Below are 16167 nucleotides of genomic sequence, written 5' to 3'. Positions count from 1 at the left end.
GCGACCCGATATGACTGGTTCGAACAAAATACTGACCGTTTCTTACGGCACGTTCAGTTGTACGCTGGAGGGGTTTGACGACCCATTCGGCACGATGCGCGGGATTGCTGAGTACTTTCGTGATCTGGCCGCCGACGATCGCTACTTCGGTGCCGAGCCTCCGACTCCCGATGTCGAGATGCTTCAGAACATCGCCCAGAAAGAAGTAAATCGCCGCGTGGAAGCCCGCGTGGGCGAAACCGGCCTTTCCTTGCGTCAGGTCGACAAACCCACCGAAGCCGACGAGGCCGAGGCCGAGGCTGCTGAACCCGAAGTCCACGAGACGCCCAAGCCCGTCGCGGTATCAGACACCGCTGAAGACGCGGAAGTTCTCGAAAGCGGTCCCCTGGCGTTTGACGACGACTATCTGATGGCGGACGAGCCTGAAGACGTGCTGACCGTCGATCCCCGCGCGACTCCCCAAGCAACCGGTCTGCCTGCTGAAAGCGTTGCCGAAAAGCTCCGCCGCATCCGCGCCGTCGTCTCCCGCACCATCGAACCCGAGGAAGACAAATCGGCTTTTGACAAAGCCCCGGAGAGCGAGGCCGGGGCAGAAGTCGAAACCGATCAGCCCCAAAACCGCCAGCGTGCGCTCAGCAAGACAATTGCCGAAATCACCGCTGACCTCGCAGACGAAGATGATGCCACCGAATTCGACGAAACCACGGGCGAGACGCCGCTGACACTCAGCGATGACGCCGCCGAAAACGCCGACACGTCGCTCGTCGCCTCAATCGTCGCCTCGGACCGCGACATCGAGGCAATCGAAGCGCCAGCGGACAACCTGTTCGAAGAAGACGCCGACAGCGAACCCGAAGCCGAGGCTCCAGCAGAAGACCTCGCCGCGCAGGCCGACGACTTTGAGGACGAATTCGAAGACGACACCGATGACCTTGACGACGACAGCCAGTCCGAAGCCGAAGTCCGCGCCGACGCCCACGAAGACGCCGACGAAATCAACGATGAAGACGAGGACGACTTCGAAGCGACCCTGAACGCCGCCATCGCGAATGTCACCGCCAAAGTTGGCGCTGCCACACCGCGCGCCGAAGAAGAAACCCCGGCTGCAAGCGTCCAGGACGAACAGGAACTGGCCGCTTCTGCCGAGTATCACGACGATGACTTTGAAGACGATGACTTCGAAGACGAAGAACCCGAAGACATCCAGGTCGCGACCGTCACCCCCTCCGAGCGCAAACCATCGCGTCCGCTCGAGCCTCTGTCCGATACCAACGGCAACGTTGGCCGCCTGCTTCAGGAAACGGATCAGAAATTCAACGAAGACGGCGGTATTCGCCGCCGCCGTGTGATCAGCCAGATGCGCGCCGCCGTCGCCGCGACCAAGGCCGACCGCATTCTCTCACGCATCATCCCGCGCGACGAACAGGAAGCCGAGGACCAAAACGCCTATCGTCAGGACCTGAGCCGCGCCATGACTCGCCGCCCCAGCTTTTCCGACGTAACAAAAGCGGAAGAAGCGGCACGCCCGGCGCCTCTGGTTTTGGTGTCGTCGCAGCGCGTGGACGAAAAAGCCCCTTCCCGCAAGCCCGAGGGAAATGTCGCACCGCATCGTCCCGCAGTCGACGACGGTAAAGCGACCGAAGCGTCGAATTTCCGGGAATTTGCTGTCACAATGGGCGCAACCGAGCTGCCCGACCTTCTCGAAGCCGCCGCTGCCTATACCGCCTTTGTGGAAGGCCAGCCGCATTTCTCGCGCCCCGAGATCATGAAACGCGCCGCCCGCGTCGATCCGGCGATAGCAGCCAGCCGCGAAGCGGGGCTGCGCTCGTTCGGGCAACTTTTGCGCCAGGGCAAAATTCACAAACTGCAACGCGGTCAGTTCACCGTGCCTGCAAGCACCCGGTTCAATCCGGCGCAGCGGATTGCGGGCGAATAACACCGTTAAAATTCAGGGAAAACGGCCCCGCTTCAGGGGCCGTTTTTTGTGTCAGACGCCGGTGGCGGCAATCGCGTCTGCAAGGATCGGCACGGTCGCCTCGTTCAGTCCTGCGATATTCATGCGGCTGTCACCAACCATGTAGATCGCGAACTTCTCGCGCATCTCGACCACCTGTTCCGGAGTCGCCCCTAGCCGCGAAAACATTCCCCGGTGGTCGGCAATAAAGTCGAACTGATCCGAATTGGTGCGCTGGCGCAAAGCGTCCGCTAGTTGTGTGCGCAGCTTCAACATGCCGGCCCGCACATCTTCCAACTCTGCCTGCCAATCGGCCCGCAACTCGGCGTCATCGAGAATGGTCGTCACAACACGCGCACCATGATCCGGCGGGAACGAATAATTCTGACGGTTCAGAAACGCCAAGGTCGCCTGCGCCGAAGCCTTGGATTTTTCCTCAGGCGCAATCGCCATCAAAAGTCCCGTCCGCTCGCGATACACACCGAAATTCTTCGAACAGCTCGCCGCTATGATCATTTCCGGCAGTTTCGACGCCAAAAGCCGCGTGCCATAGCCATCCTCTTCCAAGCCGTCGCCAAACCCCTGATACGCAATATCGACAAAAGGCACTGCGCCCGTGCGCTCCAGCAATTCAACCACTGCGTCCCATTGCTCTGCCGTCAGATTTGCGCCCGTCGGATTGTGACAACAGCCATGCAACAGCACCAGATCACCGGACTTCACATCCTTCAGATCATCCATCATCCCGGCGAAATCGACACCGCGCGTCTCACTGTCGAAATAGCGGTATTCGCGCATCGGCACGCCCAGATACTTGATGATCGAAGGATGGTTCGGCCATGTCGGATTGGAAATCCAGATCGTCGACGCGCGGTCCGCGTATTGCATCAACTCAAGGCCCTGACGCACAGCGCCCGTGCCACCGGGCGTCGCAACAGCCGCTACCCGTCCCGCATCCACGCTGTCGGCCAGGATCAGCTTGCGCATCGCGCTGGAAAACGCAGGGTCACCCGCCAATGACGTATAGGCCTTGGTCTCCTGACTTTCCAAGATCCGCCGCTCGGCCGCCTTGACCGCGCGCATCACCGGCGTGACACCCTCGGCATTCTTGTAGACGCCGACCCCAAGATCGATCTTCGTCTCGCGCGGGTCGTCCTTGTACATCTGGACAAGCGCGAGAATCTTGTCTGCGGGTTGCGGCTTGAGATTGGTCAACATGGGTCAGATCCTTAAGATGGAATGCGCGACAGATCACGGTCGCGGGTCAGAACTCGGGTGCGATCTTCGCGCCGTACAGGCGTGAAACCGCTTTTTTGGTAGGTTTGCAAGGCGCGCGGATGGTCCAGCGTGCAGGTATTCACCGTCAATTTTTTGGCTCCGGGCCGATCCCAGGCCGTCAAGATCGCCGTGCGCAGCAGCCATTTTCCAAGCCCGCGCCCGATCGCTTCGGGAACCAGTGCGAAATAGGCAATGTCCACAACGCCATCACCCTTGTCTTCCAACAGGAAAAAACCGTGCGGCCAGCCATGCCCGTACAAAACATACAAAGACATCGCATCCGCCGTCAGCCATTCCTGAATTTCGGCGTGCTCGCGCTTGTGGATATCCTCCCACGCATAATCCCGCCCCACGGCATCATAGAGCGACAGGAAAAACCAGACCGGAGGCTTTTCTGCTTGCATCAGAGACACTTGCGCGCCCACCGGAAGATGAGGCCAATCCCAACTCGGGCGCTTGTCCATCTCGAGATAGGTGACCGTATAGGCGACTTCGGTGCCGGCGCACTGACGCGTCATCCGGTTTCGACCTTCAGACCGTGATACATGCCCCATTCGGACCACGAGCCGTCATAGAGCGCGTGCTGCCGATGCCCCATGCGCTCCAGAGCCAGAGATAAAACGGCAGCCGTAACGCCCGATCCGCAGGTCGTGATCGCCGGTTTGGCAAGATCAACACCGGCCGCCTCGAATATCTGGCGCAATTCCTCGACCGGCCGCATGGTCCCGGCTTCCGTCAGGAGAGACTGGAAATGAACGTTCTTCGATCCCGGAATATGTCCGGACCGCAGGCCTGCGCGTGGCTCGGGTGCTTCGCCCTTGAACCGCGCAGGCGCGCGCGCGTCGATGATTTCGTGATCCCCCAGCTTAGCCGCCGCCGCCACTTGCGTGACATCTCGCACAAGGTGGTTCTGGCGGGTCACAGTGATATGACGATCTCGCAAGATCGGGGCCATATCCTCGGTCGGGCGGCCCTCGGCGATCCACTTTGGATACCCGCCGTCCAGAACCGCAATGTCCGTCTTGCCCATCAGCCGGAATAGCCACCACACACGCGCCGCCGAAAAGAGCCCCGCGCCGTCGTAAACCACAACCTGATGTCCGTCACCGACACCCATCGCCCGCATCCGCGAGATAAACTTCTCAACCGGCGGCGCCATGTGGGGCATTTCCGAACGCTGATCGCTGATCTCGTCAATATCGAAAAATCGCGCGCCGGGAATATGGCCGCGCTCGTATTCCGATTTCGGATCGCGCCCGGATCCCGGCAAATACCACGATGCATCGAACATGCGCAGATCGGGATCTTTCAGGTGCTGTTCCAGCCAGTCTGTGGACACAAGAGTCTGCGGATCGTCGGTCATCTCTTCCCCCAAGGAATGGTCTCGCTTTGTGCTACGCCTGCATCCCGCCCTTGGCAAGGTTTGGCCCCTCGAAGTCGAACGCTTGACCATACTTCTCGCCCGCGCAATCGTGGCTCCCAGAGTTCGGAAAGGGACGTGATGATACCTCAGACGATGCGTGGCGTACAACTTACGGCACACGGCGGCCCCGAAGTTCTAATCTATAATGCGCAGATTCCAACACCTGTTCCTGCCCCCGGCGCCGTCCTGATCAAAGTCGGAGCGGCCGGGGTGAACAACACCGACATTAACACCCGTGTCGGTTGGTATTCCAAAGGCGACAATGACGCCGACGACGCAAGCTGGGCCGGACAGCCACTTCGTTTCCCCCGGATTCAGGGCATAGACGCCTGCGGCCAGATCGTGGCTGTCGGGACTGGCGTTGACCCGGCCCGCATCGGCGAACGCGTTCTTGTCGAACCCTGCCTCTACGAGCACGACGGCCAGACGCTCGAAACCCCATGGTTCTTCGGCTCGGAATGCGACGGCGCATTTGCCGAATACACAACCGTGGCGGCGCGCCATGCACACCCGGTTTACAGCACCCTTTCGGACGTCGAACTGGCCTCGTTTCCTTGCTCTTATTCGACAGCCGAGAACATGCTGACGCGCGCAAAAGTATCAAACCGTGATCGCATTCTCATCACCGGTGCATCCGGCGGTGTCGGCTCTGCCGCCATCCAGCTTGCCGTGGCGCGCGGTGCCGAGGTCATCGCCATCACCAGCCCGGCCAATGCCGCCAGCCTCAAGGCGTTGGGCGCGGACCAAGTGCTGCGTCGCGACGACGATCCGGTGGCCGTGCTTGGCACCAACAGCGTTGACGTGGTCGTGGATCTCGTCGCCGGCCCCCAGTGGCCCCGCCTTTTGGACATTCTGCGCCCCTATGGCCGCTATGCTGTTGCAGGGGCCGTCGCTGGTCCCATTGTCGCATTGGACGTCCGCACGCTTTACCTGAAAGACCTCAGCTTTTTCGGATGCACCGCTCTGGACGCAGAGGTTTTCGGCAATCTGGTCTGGCTTATCGAAGGCGGTAAAATAAAACCGCTGGTGGCGGCGACATTCGACCTTCGCGACATCGCCAAAGCGCAAGAGGTGTTCAAAGATAAAGGCTACACCGGCAAAATCGTTCTGAAGGTCGCAAAAGACTAGCCGTTCTCGCGCAGAACGGCCCCCGCCAGATACAAAGACCCGCAAATCAGAATTCTGGCCTTCGGATCATGGGCCACGATATCTGCCATCGCATCGTCCAGCGAAGCTGCAACATGAGCTTCCAGACCCACCTCCTGTGCGGCTTCTGCCGTCACTTCCGCAGGCAAGGTCGCAGCCTCGCCTGGAATGGCAACCGCGTGCAGCGATAACGCCTGACCTGCCAAGGGGCGCAAATACCCGACCACATCCTTCGTCGACAACATCCCGCAAATCAGATGCGTCGCGCGTTTTGGCATTGCGGCCAATGTATTCGCCAGTGCTTTTCCAGCCGCAGGATTGTGTCCTCCGTCCAGCCATAACTCGGCGTCCGGCGCTCGTTCGACCAGCACGCCTTTGCGCAAACGCTGCATCCGCGCAGGCCAGAACGCCTGAGTCACAGCACCTTCGCAGGCTGCCTCGTCGAACCCGAGGTGACGCAGCGCGGCAATCGCCATACCCGCATTTCCGATCTGATGGGCGCCCCGCAAGTTCGGCATAGGAAGGTCCAGCAGGCCGCGTTCGTCCTGATAGACCATCCGGCCATTTTCCTCACCGATATGCCAATGCTGGCCATAGACAAGCGTCGGCGCGGAATACCGCATCGCTTCCTTTTCAATGACCTCCAACGCGTCTTCATGCTGTGGGCCGACTACGACAGGCACACCCTGCTTTATGATCCCGGCCTTCTGAAAAGCGATTTCGGGTATTGTCTCGCCAAGAAACTGCTGATGATCCAGATCGATCTTTGTGATGATCGTCAACGCGGGCTTCGCGAAGACATTCGTTGCATCATGCCGCCCGCCCAGACCGACCTCAAGCAAGGTCCAGTCAGCTGGCTGACGCGCAAACGCAAGAAACGCCGCGACAGTGGTGATCTCGAAATAGGTGATCGAACCGCCACCATTCGCCGCATAAACCTCGTCCAGATACTCAGTCAAAAGCTCTTCACTGATGATCTCGCCCGCGACCCGGATACGCTCGTGAAAACGCGCCAGATGCGGCGAGGTATAGGCATGTGCGCGTTGCCCCGCCGCTTCAACTCCCGCCCGGATCATGGCCTGAGTCGAGCCCTTGCCATTGGTGCCCGCGACATGGATCACCGGCGGCACGTTCAAATGCGGATCCCCGACCGCCGCAAGGCACCGCCACATCCGATCCAGAGTCAGATCAATGATCTTCGGATGAAGCGCCATCATCCGGGCAAGGATGGCGTCGGACGTATCTCGCGTCATGGGCAGCAATTCCAGCAGCGTCGGTTAAGGATGTGTAAGACAATTCCAGCGGTTTCAGCACCACGAAGGCGAAGCGACATGGTCCGAAAACGTCAGGTCTTGGTTTTCTCGTCGGACGTTTCGGCACCCATTGCCCCGGGCGACGGCAAATCCCCCATGACTGGCGGGCTCATACCCATCAACATGCGCAGAATCGACACCAACTCGACCTTCATATCCCGACGATGCGTCACCCGGTCAAGCATCCCGTGATCCAGCAGATACTCAGCCCGTTGAAAGCCCTCCGGCAGTTTTTCGCGAATGGTCTGCTCGATCACGCGTGGCCCGGCAAAACAGATCAGTGCGTTGGGTTCCGCAATATGAACATCTCCCAACATGGCATAAGACGCCGTCACGCCGCCCGTTGTCGGATGCGTCAGGACCACAATGTAAGGAAGCCCCGCCTCTTTCAGCATTTCTACCGCGACCGTCGTGCGCGGCATTTGCATGAGGCTCAAAATCCCCTCCTGCATCCGCGCGCCACCCGCGGCCGAAAACAGGATCAAAGGACGCTTCAACTTCACCGCACGTTCGGCCGCCGCGATGATCGCATTGCCGACATACATCCCCATCGACCCGGCCATGAAGCCGAAATTCTGCGCCGCCGCCACAATCGGCGTGCGCCCCATCTCGCCCTCGGCCACCAGCATCGCTTCGGCCTCACCGGTGCCGCGCTGTGCCATTTTCAGACGTTCGGGGTATTTCTTCTGGTCGCGAAACTGCAGCGGATCGCTGATCGGGGCCGGCACCGGCACCTCGACGAACACGCCTTCGTCGAATAACGCATGAAAGCGATCCCGCGGCGTGATTCCCATGTGGTGATCACAATTCGTGCAGACATTCAGGTTTTCAGCCAATTCGCGGTGGAACAGCATGGTTCCGCATTCTTCGCACTTGGACCAGAGATTCTCCGGCACCTCTCTGCGCGAAAACAGCGAGTTGATCTTGGGCCTGACGTAGTTGGAGATCCAGTTCATGCGGCGCTCGTAACCTTTATGGGTTTTCTCTCAGATAATTGGCGCGGGCGGTGAATGCAATCAGTCAAGCACTCGGCGCAAAAGCAGCCAAACCAGAACCAAGGCCCCGAGGTCGGCAAGAATCCAGGGACTAAGCTCGGACAGACGCTCGATTCCAACGGTCGAACGGAACAACCCAAGGCCGGTAATCGTCCCGTCCACCGCGATTATCGCCACGGCAATCGTGTTGTTTGCAAAGTGAAATCCCCAGCCAGCCCCGATGCTCCCGGTGCGCGCGGTCAAATCCCCTGCCAGCAGGCCGAAAAGCGAGGCAAATCCGACATAGGCCCATGCTGTCTCAGGCGGAAGGGCCGGTGAAAAATGTGCAAGCCCAAAGGCAAATGCGGGAAATGTCAGCCAGATCAACGGCCTGGCGAACCGCGCCGCAATCTGAGACTGCAGATACCCGCGAAAGAACACCTCCTCCGCACCGGTCTGCGCAGCAATCGCGAACAATGCAAAAGGCAACCAGCCAAGCCATACACTCAGCTCCATATTGCGCTCGATAGAAACATCCTGCGGACCTGGGATCACCATCAGAACCGCGGCCACGCCAAGAGTCAGAGCCGCCGCGATCACGAAGTGGCGCAGCGTGCGCGCGGCAGGCCCGGTCAACGACAGCGCGCCACGCCCATGCCAAAGCCGTGCGGCCAAAAGCGTCGAAAACCCAAGTCCCCCAACGATCAATAAGTATTTCAAAGCACCTTCTGGCGTCTCCGGGTCGCCCTGCGTCACAGCTGACAGCGCGCGCGAAACCGTAGTGTCTTCCGTCAATGACAACACCAGCGCGATGGCAAAAAGCCACGCGATCAAAAGCAGCGCCGCCGAAGCACCCCCGGCAACCAACCGCCATATCGCCGGCCTTTCGGACGCTGCGGAAATCATCGGAGCAAAGCGTGCATAGGCCATCGAAGGCTGCGCTCCCTCATACCAAAACCCAGAATGCTGCCCGAAACTAAGGCAAAATTAACCAAAACCCGTCATCCGAACTTGGAAAGGACGAGGTTCAAAATGTCCACCCTGGTGAGGCCCATCTTGAGAGGAATGGTGCTGTGGCTCCTTTTTGCGCCGACGGCACTTCTTGCCATGCACCCGGATATGGGCCCCACCAGACCATCTTTCGGCAGGTTCTCCGCCGACGGCGCAAACGATGCATGGGCGGACCACATTCGCCCGGCGACATGCAATTTGACCCATGCGTGTCCGGGCAAGTCACGCCGCCCCAGACCCGTGATTTGCCGACCCGACAAACCCTGCATCCCGCTCTCGCCAGCATGGTCGCCAAACGGCCCGCGCGCGATGAAATCGCAAAAACCGGGCGGCTTTCCGGGAATTGACGCGACGCCCCCTACGCCCATCCCAACGCCGATGTCGGGTCTCTTGCTGGCCTCGGCGCTGACCGCGATCGGTCTGGCGTCGCGATGTCGGTTCCGACGACACCGGAAATAAATCACCTGTCCACCGCAAAAATGCGCGCCAAGCCTTGCCGAGAACCGACGCCTCGCCTATCCCTCGGGACGTTCGATCTCGAGAGGCAATCCCAATGACCACATACGACAAATCCCATCTGCCCAGCCGCCACACCACCGAAGGTCCGGCCCGCGCGCCGCACCGGTCGTATTACTACGCGATGGGGATTTCGGAAGAAGAGATCAAACAACCCTGGGTCGGCGTCGCCACCTGCTGGAACGAAGCAGCGCCCTGCAACATCGCCCTGAACCGCCAAGCGCAATCGGTCAAAATGGGCGTCAAATCTGCCAAAGGCACACCCCGGGAATTCACCACGATCACCGTCACCGACGGCATCGCCATGGGCCACGAAGGCATGCGCTCGTCGCTCGCCTCCCGTGAAGCCATCGCCGACACGGTCGAATTGACCATGCGCGGTCACTGCTACGATGCGCTCGTCGGCCTCGCAGGCTGCGACAAGTCCCTGCCCGGCATGATGATGGCCATGGTTCGCCTCAACACACCCTCGGTGTTCATCTACGGCGGCTCCATCCTTCCCGGTCGCCTTGACGGCAAGGACGTCACCGTTCAGGACGTGTTCGAAGCGGTCGGCCAGCATCAGGCGGGCAACTACTCCGACGAACAACTCGCCATCCTCGAACGCGTCGCCTGCCCGTCCGCCGGGGCCTGTGGTGGCCAGTTCACCGCCAACACAATGGCTTGCGTCTCCGAAGCCATCGGCCTTGCCCTGCCCAACTCCTCGGGCGCGCCCGCCCCGTACGAAAGCCGCGATGCCTACGGCGAAGCCTCCGGCGTCGCCGTGATGAACCTCATCGAAAAGAACATCCGCGCTCGCGATATTGTCACGCGCAAATCCATGGAAAACGCTGCCCGCATCGTCGCCTGCACGGGTGGGTCCACCAACGCCGGCCTCCACCTGCCCGCCATCGCCCACGAAGCCGGAATCGACTTCGACCTCGACGACGTTTGCGACATCTTCCGCGACACGCCCTATTTCGTCGACCTCAAACCCGGCGGCCAGTACGTCGCCAAGGACCTCTACGAGGCAGGCGGCGTCCCGGTCGTGCTGAACGAATTGCGCAAGGCAGGCCTGATCCACGAAGACTGCATCACTGTCACCGGCAATTCGATGGGCGAAGAACTTGACCGCATCACTCGCAAAGCCGATGGCCGCGTCATCTTCCCGGTCGAAAACCCGATCACCCCCACAGGCGGCGTCGTCGGCCTCAAAGGCAACCTTGCCCCCGACGGAGCCATCGTGAAAGTCGCCGGCATCCCGACGCAGCACCAGCGTTTCGTCGGCCCGGCCCGCGTCTTTGAAAGCGAAGAAGAAGCCTTCGAGGCCGTGAAAGCCCGCACCTACGAAGAAGGCGAAGTCCTCGTCATCCGCAACGAAGGCCCCGCCGGTGGCCCCGGGATGCGCGAAATGCTCGCCACCACGGCAGCCCTCTCGGGCCAGGGCATGGGCAAGAAAGTCGCCCTCATCACCGACGGCCGCTTTTCGGGCGCGACCCGCGGCTTCTGCGTCGGGCACGTCGGCCCCGAAAGCGCGCATGGCGGTCCGATCGGCATGCTCAAGAACGGCGACGTTGTCACAATCGACGCTGTAAAAGGCGAACTGTCGGTCGATTTGACCGACGACGAACTAGCCGAACGCAAGGCGGCCTGGGCCGGTCCAAAGGAAACGATCTATGCTTCGGGCGCGCTCTGGAAATACGCACAACTCGTTGGATCCGCAAAGCTGGGTGCTTGCACGCATCCCGGAGCCAAAGAGGAAAAGCATGTCTACATGGACCTCTAAGGTCTGCGCTCTGGTCGCGGGGAGTCTCCTCGCGGCCTGCGGAGCTGGCGTCAGCGTGACACGGAATGCACCGATGCAGGTGCAACTGGCCGATGGCCTGATCGTCGCTGGCGCGCGTGGTTGGTGCGTGGATCAGACAACCTCCAAAGCCCGCGAAGGCGGTGCCGTCGTGGTCCTCGGAAGCTGCGCCGCCATTGCCAATAACGCGCTTCTGCCCAGCCCGCGCATCGACGGCGTGGTGACGATCTCGGTCGAAACCCCAGCGAGCGTGGCCCCGCCGGTCCGCGATGTCGCGGCGTTCCTGTCGACCGATCAGGGCCGCGCTGCCCTTGCACGCGACGGTCGCGCAGAAAGCGTCGAGCTTCTGGAAGTCGCCGCGCAGGACGACACCATTTTCCTGCATGCTCTCGACACCAGTGGCGGCCCGCTCAACACCGGCGCCGACTACTGGCGCGCCCTGTTCGACATTGACGGGCGCTTTGTCTCGGTATCGCTCGCGCCGAATGACCCCGACCAGACCAGCCGCGCACAAAGCATCGCGGCACTCGATGCGCAAATCGATCGGCTGAAAGCCGCAAACGCCCGTTAAGCCGCAAAGCCCAACCAAAGATTTTGCAGGTCAGGCCAACTGCGATCTTGCCTGCATATAGCGGCCAAGGCTACACTCGCCCCAAGATCGTGTGGCTCGAGCAGGGTACCCAACGTGTTACTGAAACTGGCAGATCGGCGCGCCCGAAGGCGCTGGAGCCGCGTCGACGGCTTTGCCAACGCGCCCGAGCCGCTCGCCCTGAACTTCATCGAAACCGAGACAGCCCGCCTGACACAACGCGTCAATCAGGCTCTGCGTGCGGCACAAACCCGCCTGTCGAACTCGCTACACGCACCCGCGAACAAATCGACCCCGACACAAACCGACTGGAACTGGCGCCCCGACCCCGGCACCGACACGATCCCACTGGGCGGCATGGCCGCTGTAAGGCCCGGAACCCGCATCACACCCGACACTGCGCTTTTCCATGACTGCCACCGCCGTGAAGTCACCTTTCTTGCGACACCGCCCGCGCATGACGCCAGTGATCTGCCGTCCACAACCATCAAAGTTCAAAACTTCGAAGGCACTTACCTCAGCCTTGCGACAGACCTTCCGAACGAAGCGCTTGCGGGCTTGTCACGACATCACATCGTGGCGCTTGATATCAGCCTCACCCGCGACTGCCCTCTGGACGCCTACGCGCGCCTCAACCTGCGTCACGGACCCAACACCGATCATATCGTCGCAAAACTGGCCGATGGAAACGGCGCGCAAAGGATCGAATTCGACCTCGGCTGCCTCCGGCTCGACGAAACCCGCCTGACACAAGCCTGGCTTGATCTCATTTTCGACTCTCCCGCCCAAAGCCGAATTACGCTCGAGCATATGGCGCTCCATCGGCGCCCCCGCGCCGAGATCTGACGCCTTCACCCTTTTTCAAATACCACCGCGGCGCCTGCAAGGCGGCGCAATCCCTACTCGCCGCGTGGAAACCTCTGGCTTTCCTCCAGAACATTCAAATCCATATGATTGCGCATGAAACGCTCGGACGCCCTGCGCAAAGGCTGGAAATCCCACGGATAATACCCCCCTTTGCGCAACGCTTCATAGACCACAAGGCGACGCGCCTGACTGGAGCGCACATCCGCGTCAAACTGCGCAAGATCCCATTGCGCATCCGCCGCGCGGCGACACCCCTCAAGCACCTCAGCATAAGCCGCCTCCGCAGCCAGGTTCACCCGCTCGTACGGATCACTTGAAACGTCAAAAAGCTGTTCAGGATCAACGAGGCAGCGTACATACTTGAAGTCCCCTTCCCGCAACGCAACAATCGGTGCAATGCTCGCTTCCGCAGCGTATTCAATCGGCACCGCACCGCCACGCGCGCCGCCGGATACCAGAGGCAACAGGCTTTCACCGTCCGTCCAGTCCGCGATCTCGCTCAGATCGATCCCTGCCAACTCCGCCAGTGTCGGCCCCAGATCCAGCGTCGACACCGGAGCCGCGATGCGTCCAGGCGCCAGTCCCGCCATCGAGATCATCAGCGGCACCCGCGCCGAACCTTCGAACATGCTCATCTTGAACCACAACCCGCGCTCGCCAAGCATGTCGCCGTGATCCGACACAAAGACCACAACCGCCTCTTGGCGGGTGTCTTCAAGAACCGTCAAAATCGATCCGATTTTGTCATCCAGATACGAGATATTCGCGAAATATCCGCGCCGCGCCCGCCGAATGTTGTCTTCGGTGATGTCGTAGCTGCGCCAGTCATTGGCATCGAAAATCCGCTTTGAATGCGGATCATGCGCCTCGTATGCCAGTGCCGGAACCTCTGGCAGCAGATGCGCGCACTCCTCGTACAGATCCCAATACTTCCGCCGCGCCACATAGGGGTCATGAGGATGCGTGAAACTGACTGTCAGGCACCAGGGCCGTGCATCACCGCCGCGCGCCAGATCGTAAAGCTTGGCCTCTGCCAAATGCGCGACCTCGTCGTCATACTCCATCTGGTTCGATATTTCCGCGACACCCGCCCCCGTCACAGACCCCATATTGTGATACCACCAGTCAATCCGCTCACCAGGTTTGCGATAGTCTGGCGTCCAGCCAAAATCCGCCGGGTAGATGTCCGTCGTCAGCCGTTCCTCAAACCCGTGCATCTGGTCCGGTCCGACAAAATGCATCTTTCCCGACAGGCAAGTACTGTATCCGGCCCGCCGCAAATGATGTGCGAATGTTGGAATATCAGCCCGAAACTCGGCGGCGTTGTCATAAATACCGGTCCGCGAAGGCAACATCGACGACATGAACCCACCGCGCCCCGGCGCGCAAAGCGGTGACGCAGTATAGGTGTTTGCAAACCGCACTGATCGCGCCGCCAGCGCCTTCAGGTTTGGTGCATGTAACCAGTCCGCCGGCCCGTCCGGAAAGAACGTGCCGGCCAGTTGGTCGACCATAACGATTAGAATGTTGGGTTGTGCCATGATGAATGCCCCTCGCCTCGCTTCTGGCGACAGCACCCTATCGGTATGGCCTGGTCAATCCCGCAAAGCGCGTTTTACAGTCGACGGACCTTTGGCAGGGCCTTTTTCGCCGGAGCATCGCCGCCCTCTGTTTCCACGCCTGCGGCAGGCGCGGCTTCTTCCGCGACCGTCTCTTCAGCCTGTGGTAAAACGGTGAAATAGTTCCCACGGAAATAGATCGATCCTGGCTCGGAATACGCCACCACATCCTCGGCCCATTCCTCCGAGAACAACGCACCAAACAGACCCGGCGCCGAATGCACCATATTGTGCATCGTTCCGATCATAATCGCGATCCCGACGACCAAAGCGGCCTTGACCGGATTGTCGCCAAGATTGTTCAGACTGAGCATGCTTCCGCGTTCCGCACGGTTTGCATCGCGCATCGTCAAGCCAGCAGCCGAATAGATGACAAAGGCCGCAACGCCCGCCAAAGCTGCATCGATGAACATCGTGAGGTCGGCGTCATTCCCAGCCAACGTGCCGCCCATCAGATGAAACCGCACATAGCGCACGACAAAAACCGCGAACATGCCCAAAAGAGCCATGCCCACCAAAGTCGCCGGATACCTGATGTTTTCCTTCCAGTCAGGTAAGACATCGACTTTCGGTCGTGCAGCCTCGATCGGCGCGCGCCGCTCCTGCATGCGATTGATGCGATCCTGAAAACCGCTGTTCGGGGTGCCTGCGCCGGGTCCGCTCATGTCAATCCGTCCTGATAAAACCGTATCGGTTCCTTCAATGGCGGCGGAAAATGGCAAAATGATGTGAAAACCTTGGCGAGACAGGCGCTACGCTAAAACCCGCCAAACCTCACAAGGTCGACGCCGCTTCCCGTCGGCGCTTCAACATCGCCTCGCGGATCGTGATGAAAGTCACCGATGTCATGATGATCAAGCCGCCCAGCAACACCCATCCGTCTACCGGCTCGCCAAACGCCCAAAGCCCCAAAAGCGTCGCCCAGATCAGCTGCAGATAGGTCACGGGCTGCGTCACGGTCACCGGCGCCGCCGCAAACGCCAGCGTCATCGTGTAATGCCCCGCCGTCGCGAACAAAGCCACCAGCGCCATCCATCCGACCTCCGCCATCGTCGGCGTCTGCCACACCGCAAAGGCAAAAGGCGCAAGCCCGATCGTGCAAAAGATCGACAACATCCCTACCACAACTGACGCCGAGACCTGCCCCGAGAACTGTTTGGCCATCAGGTAACTGATCGCAAACAGCACGGCCGTCGCCAGCATGGCAAAATGCCCGGGACTCAGCTCCCGAAACCCGGGACGCAAAATGATCAAGGCCCCCACAAACGCCAGACCAATCGCCAAAATCCGGCGCACCGCCAGCGTCTCGCCCAGAAAAAGTGCAGCCCCAAAGGTGATGTAAATCGGCGCCATGTAATTCATCGCCGTCACCTCAGCCACGGTGATCCGCGTCATCGCAAAGAACCACAGGATCACGCCGATGGAATGCGCCACACCGCGCCAGCCAAACAACACGACCTGCCGACGCGACAGACCCGCCGCCCGGATCGGCTTGATCAGCGGCGCCAGAAATACCAACCCGATCGCATAGCGCATGAACGCCGACTGAGCCGCCGGCAGGTCCTGCGCGCCGTGCTTCACCAACGCCGTCACAGCCACGAACAGCACACCCGTCACCAGCATCCAGAAGATGCCAAGGCCGGGACGGTGAATGGGCAATGCAGAGGTCGTGGTCATCGCTCGCTTATGCGCCC

The 16167-nt window shown here is 60.6% G+C and carries 15 protein-coding genes; 5 read left to right on the top strand and 10 right to left on the bottom strand.

Features of this window, described 5'->3' with window-relative positions; translation table 11 throughout:
• Positions 1-10: 10 nt before the first annotated feature.
• Positions 11-1936: a hypothetical protein gene (locus tag BOA8489_RS08100; RefSeq protein ID WP_093973507.1), complete on the top strand. Its 1926-nt coding sequence runs from the start codon at positions 11-13 to the stop codon at positions 1934-1936.
• A gap of 51 nt (positions 1937-1987) precedes the next feature.
• Here BOA8489_RS08100 and BOA8489_RS08095 read toward each other — a convergent pair whose 3' ends face one another.
• The 3 genes from BOA8489_RS08095 to sseA are packed head-to-tail and all read right to left on the bottom strand — an operon-like array spanning position 1988 to position 4595.
• The gene (locus BOA8489_RS08095) at positions 1988-3172 is read right to left on the bottom strand and encodes an amino acid aminotransferase (protein WP_093973506.1); all 1185 of its coding nucleotides are present in this window, start codon (positions 3170-3172) and stop codon (positions 1988-1990) included.
• Positions 3173-3183: 11 nt separating this feature from the next.
• Positions 3184-3750 (bottom strand): GNAT family N-acetyltransferase, encoded by a 567-nt coding sequence (locus BOA8489_RS08090; RefSeq protein ID WP_176440236.1) that lies wholly within the window; start codon positions 3748-3750, stop codon positions 3184-3186.
• Positions 3747-4595: a 3-mercaptopyruvate sulfurtransferase gene (sseA, locus tag BOA8489_RS08085; protein WP_093973505.1), complete on the bottom strand. Its 849-nt coding sequence runs from the start codon at positions 4593-4595 to the stop codon at positions 3747-3749. The genes BOA8489_RS08090 and sseA overlap by 4 nt, the downstream gene beginning before the upstream one ends.
• A 138-nt stretch (positions 4596-4733) precedes the next feature.
• Here sseA and BOA8489_RS08080 point away from each other — a divergent pair, with 138 nt between their 5' ends.
• On the top strand, positions 4734-5783 hold the full coding sequence (locus tag BOA8489_RS08080) for an alcohol dehydrogenase family protein (RefSeq protein ID WP_093973504.1): 1050 nt from the start codon (positions 4734-4736) through the stop codon (positions 5781-5783).
• On the opposite strand, the gene BOA8489_RS08075 is transcribed toward BOA8489_RS08080, so the two are convergent.
• The 4 genes from BOA8489_RS08075 to BOA8489_RS08060 all read right to left on the bottom strand — a co-directional run bounded on the left by BOA8489_RS08075 (position 5780) and on the right by BOA8489_RS08060 (position 9563).
• Positions 5780-7054, bottom strand: a complete 1275-nt coding sequence (locus BOA8489_RS08075; protein WP_093973503.1) for a bifunctional folylpolyglutamate synthase/dihydrofolate synthase — start codon at positions 7052-7054, stop codon at positions 5780-5782. The genes BOA8489_RS08080 and BOA8489_RS08075 overlap by 4 nt on opposite strands.
• A 92-nt stretch (positions 7055-7146) precedes the next feature.
• Positions 7147-8070 (bottom strand): acetyl-CoA carboxylase, carboxyltransferase subunit beta, encoded by a 924-nt coding sequence (accD, locus tag BOA8489_RS08070; protein ID WP_093973502.1) that lies wholly within the window; start codon positions 8068-8070, stop codon positions 7147-7149.
• Positions 8071-8130: 60 nt separating this feature from the next.
• Positions 8131-9018 carry a CPBP family intramembrane glutamic endopeptidase gene (locus BOA8489_RS08065; protein WP_093973501.1) on the bottom strand — a complete coding sequence of 296 codons (888 nt, stop codon included), beginning with the start codon at positions 9016-9018 and terminating at the stop codon, positions 8131-8133.
• Between the two features lie 71 nt (positions 9019-9089).
• Positions 9090-9563, bottom strand: a complete 474-nt coding sequence (locus tag BOA8489_RS08060; protein WP_141138260.1) for a hypothetical protein — start codon at positions 9561-9563, stop codon at positions 9090-9092.
• Positions 9564-9652: 89 nt separating this feature from the next.
• On the opposite strand from BOA8489_RS08060, the gene ilvD reads away from it, so the two are divergent.
• The 3 genes from ilvD to BOA8489_RS08045 all read left to right on the top strand — a co-directional run bounded on the left by ilvD (position 9653) and on the right by BOA8489_RS08045 (position 12833).
• Positions 9653-11380, top strand: coding sequence for a dihydroxy-acid dehydratase (ilvD, locus tag BOA8489_RS08055; RefSeq protein WP_176440235.1), 1728 nt, complete (start codon positions 9653-9655; stop codon positions 11378-11380).
• Positions 11361-11969, top strand: a complete 609-nt coding sequence (locus tag BOA8489_RS08050; protein ID WP_141138259.1) for a hypothetical protein — start codon at positions 11361-11363, stop codon at positions 11967-11969. Before ilvD ends, BOA8489_RS08050 begins: the two co-directional genes overlap by 20 nt.
• A 114-nt stretch (positions 11970-12083) precedes the next feature.
• Positions 12084-12833 carry a DUF6478 family protein gene (locus BOA8489_RS08045; protein WP_093973498.1) on the top strand — a complete coding sequence of 250 codons (750 nt, stop codon included), beginning with the start codon at positions 12084-12086 and terminating at the stop codon, positions 12831-12833.
• Between the two features lie 53 nt (positions 12834-12886).
• On the opposite strand, the gene betC is transcribed toward BOA8489_RS08045, so the two are convergent.
• The 3 genes from betC to BOA8489_RS08030 form a co-directional block, all read right to left on the bottom strand.
• Positions 12887-14395, bottom strand: a complete 1509-nt coding sequence (gene betC, locus BOA8489_RS08040) for a choline-sulfatase (protein ID WP_093973497.1) — start codon at positions 14393-14395, stop codon at positions 12887-12889.
• Positions 14396-14469: 74 nt separating this feature from the next.
• Complete coding sequence (locus BOA8489_RS08035) at positions 14470-15138, bottom strand: hypothetical protein (RefSeq protein ID WP_093973496.1); 669 nt, start codon at positions 15136-15138, stop codon at positions 14470-14472.
• A gap of 109 nt (positions 15139-15247) precedes the next feature.
• Positions 15248-16150 carry a DMT family transporter gene (locus BOA8489_RS08030; RefSeq protein ID WP_093973495.1) on the bottom strand — a complete coding sequence of 301 codons (903 nt, stop codon included), beginning with the start codon at positions 16148-16150 and terminating at the stop codon, positions 15248-15250.
• Positions 16151-16167 lie beyond the last annotated feature (17 nt).

Source organism: Boseongicola aestuarii (assembly GCF_900184815.1).
Classification (GTDB): domain Bacteria; phylum Pseudomonadota; class Alphaproteobacteria; order Rhodobacterales; family Rhodobacteraceae; genus Boseongicola; species Boseongicola aestuarii.
Note: the sequence above shows the minus strand (reverse complement) of the source record. Positions and strands in the feature narration are given on the sequence as shown.